General features: G+C 57.0%; 1 protein-coding gene. It reads right to left on the bottom strand.

The window, feature by feature from the left end; all coding sequences use genetic code 11:
* Positions 1-310 precede the first annotated feature (310 nt).
* Positions 311-2,005 carry a phospho-sugar mutase gene (locus ACTNBY_RS09255; protein ID WP_441064273.1) on the bottom strand — a complete coding sequence of 565 codons (1,695 nt, stop codon included), beginning with the start codon at positions 2,003-2,005 and terminating at the stop codon, positions 311-313.
* Between the last annotated feature and the right edge of the window lie 294 nt (positions 2,006-2,299).

The raw sequence follows: 2,299 nt of genomic DNA, 5'->3' as shown, positions 1-2,299 counted from the left end.
CTTGCGAAAAACGAATCCAAGTCAGACCATTTCAAATGGTTCGATGTCTGCCCGGATGCGACACATCTGGTGTGTCCATCCTCGCAGTATCCGGTTCTCAAGGTGCACGCCTGCGCCGGTTCCCGGTCCGACCGGGCCGCGCGGCAAGGAGATATATTGCCAGACCGGAGGGGCCCGCGGGGCGGGAATCTGGTTGCACACAACTCCTACACAGTTTGGGATTCTCAGCTGTATTTAGCAGTAATAGAGAGGGGACCTCGTTTCCGAGATCCCCTTTTTCGTCTATCTATAGAAATAGGCTTTCAAAGCCTTAGGCCAACAGCTTGCGACCTGACTCCTCAATCGCGTCAAGTGCTGCATCAGCCTCGGCGGCATCCGCGCCCTTAGCGAAGATGTACAGCTTGATCTTGGGCTCGGTGCCGGACGGACGGACAATGCCCTTGTTGCCGCCCTCAAGATCGAACTCGATCACGTTGGCCTTGGGCAGACCGTTAACGCACGTGTTGTAATCCACGACGGCCTCGATCTTGGAGCCTGCGAGCTCCGCGGGCGGGTTCTCGCGCAGGTCAGCCATGATGCCGGCCATCTTTGCCGCACCCTCAGCGCCCGGATAGCTCAGCGAAATCGTCTTGTTGTGATAGTAGCCGTACTTCTCGTACAGCTCGTGCATCGCATCGGCAAGGTTCTTGCCCTGGAGCTTGTAATACTGCGCCATCTGGCAAATCAGAAGCGAAGTGCTCACGGCGTCCTTGTCGCGCACGTGGTCGCCGGCCAGATAACCGTAGCTCTCCTCGAAACCGAAGATAAAGCGATCGACTTCACCAGCATCGGAAAGCGAGGTAATGATGTCACCGATGTACTTGAAGCCCGTCAGGCAGCGACGGAGCTCAAAGCCATACTCCTCGGCCAGAGCATCGACCATGGCGGAAGAAACAATGGTAGTAACCGCGACCTTCTTGGTGAGATCCTCGCCGCGGGCGGCACGGGTCTTGCAGATATAGTCGAGCAGCAGAACGCCCATCTCATTGCCGGTCAGCAGCAGATAGTCATCACCATTCTTAACAGCAACGCCAACACGGTCGGCGTCAGGATCGGTTGCAAGCAGCAGATCGGGGTGAACCTGCTCGCACAGGTCGATTCCCTTCTGCATGGCCTGACGGATCTCGGGGTTAGGATACGGGCAGGTCGGGAAATCGCCGTTCGGGTCCTTCTGCTCGGGAACAACCGTGACATCGGTGATGCCGGCGCGCTCGAGCACCGTCGTGACGGGAATGAGGCCAGTGCCGTTGAGCGGAGTGTAGACGAGCTTAAGCGGAGCGCCAGCGATCTCCTCGGCAGAAAGGTTGGTCACGCCGCGCGCAAGAACGGCGTCGTAATAACGCTCGAGGCACGAGTCATCGATCCATTTGACCAGACCCTGCTCAAGAGCCTCATCGAAGTCCATGGACTTCACGCCGGTGAACGTATCGGTCTCGGCGATAGCCTTAGAAATTGCATCGGCGGCCTCGCTAGTGATCTGGCAGCCGTCGGGGCCATATGCCTTATAGCCGTTATAGGGCGCAGGGTTATGACTAGCGGTCATGCAAATGCCACCGGAGCACTTAAGGTCGCGGACGGCCCAGGAAAGCGTCGGCACGGGAGAAATCTTAGGGTACACGAGAGCAGTCACGCCGTTTGCTGCAAGAATGGCAGCAGTCGTCTTGACGAACAATTCGCCCTTATTGCGGCTGTCGCGAGCAATGGCAACCGTCGGATGCTCAAAAGTCGCATTGAGATAGTCGGCGAAGCCCTGCGTTGCACGGCCGACCGTATAGATATTCATACGGTTAGTGCCAGCACCGATCGTGCCGCGAAGGCCGGCGGTGCCGAAGGCAAGATCCTGGAAGAAGGCATCGGTGATGGCGTCCTCGTCACCCTGCTCCTTCATCGTGTTGAGCTCGGTCAGCAGCTCATCATCCTTGACATTGGCAATCCAAGTATCAAGCAGCTCGTGAACATCTGCCATGTGCGTCCTTCCTTCATAATCAATAAAACGGCCCGCCTAAAACAGGTCAAGCGCAGTATCACGCTTAAGTAGATAGTAATCCATTGAGTGCGTGAGACTGTCAGGAGAACGGTGAACGTCTGAATAAGACGGCAGATGATATCGTTGTAAAAATTGTCATTTAGTTAAATTGCCTGAGAAACGAAAAAGGGGGAGGCCGCGAGGCCTCCCCCTTCTCGATTCTCGATGACGGCTCGGTGCCGTCCACCGGTCAGCGGCGCCCTGGCCTCCCACGGGCTGGCCCCGCAGTACTCT

Origin of the sequence: Collinsella sp. HCP28S3_E12, assembly GCF_052065595.1 — a bacterium.
Taxonomy (GTDB): Bacteria; Actinomycetota; Coriobacteriia; order Coriobacteriales; family Coriobacteriaceae; genus Collinsella.
This window is presented reverse-complemented; position numbering and strand designations above follow the sequence as displayed.

Excerpts from the sequence above, each read along its gene's own strand:
- ACTNBY_RS09255 (WP_441064273.1), bottom strand. The coding sequence starts at position 2,005 with ATGGCAGATGTTCACGAGCTGCTTGATACTTGGATTGCCAATGTCAAG.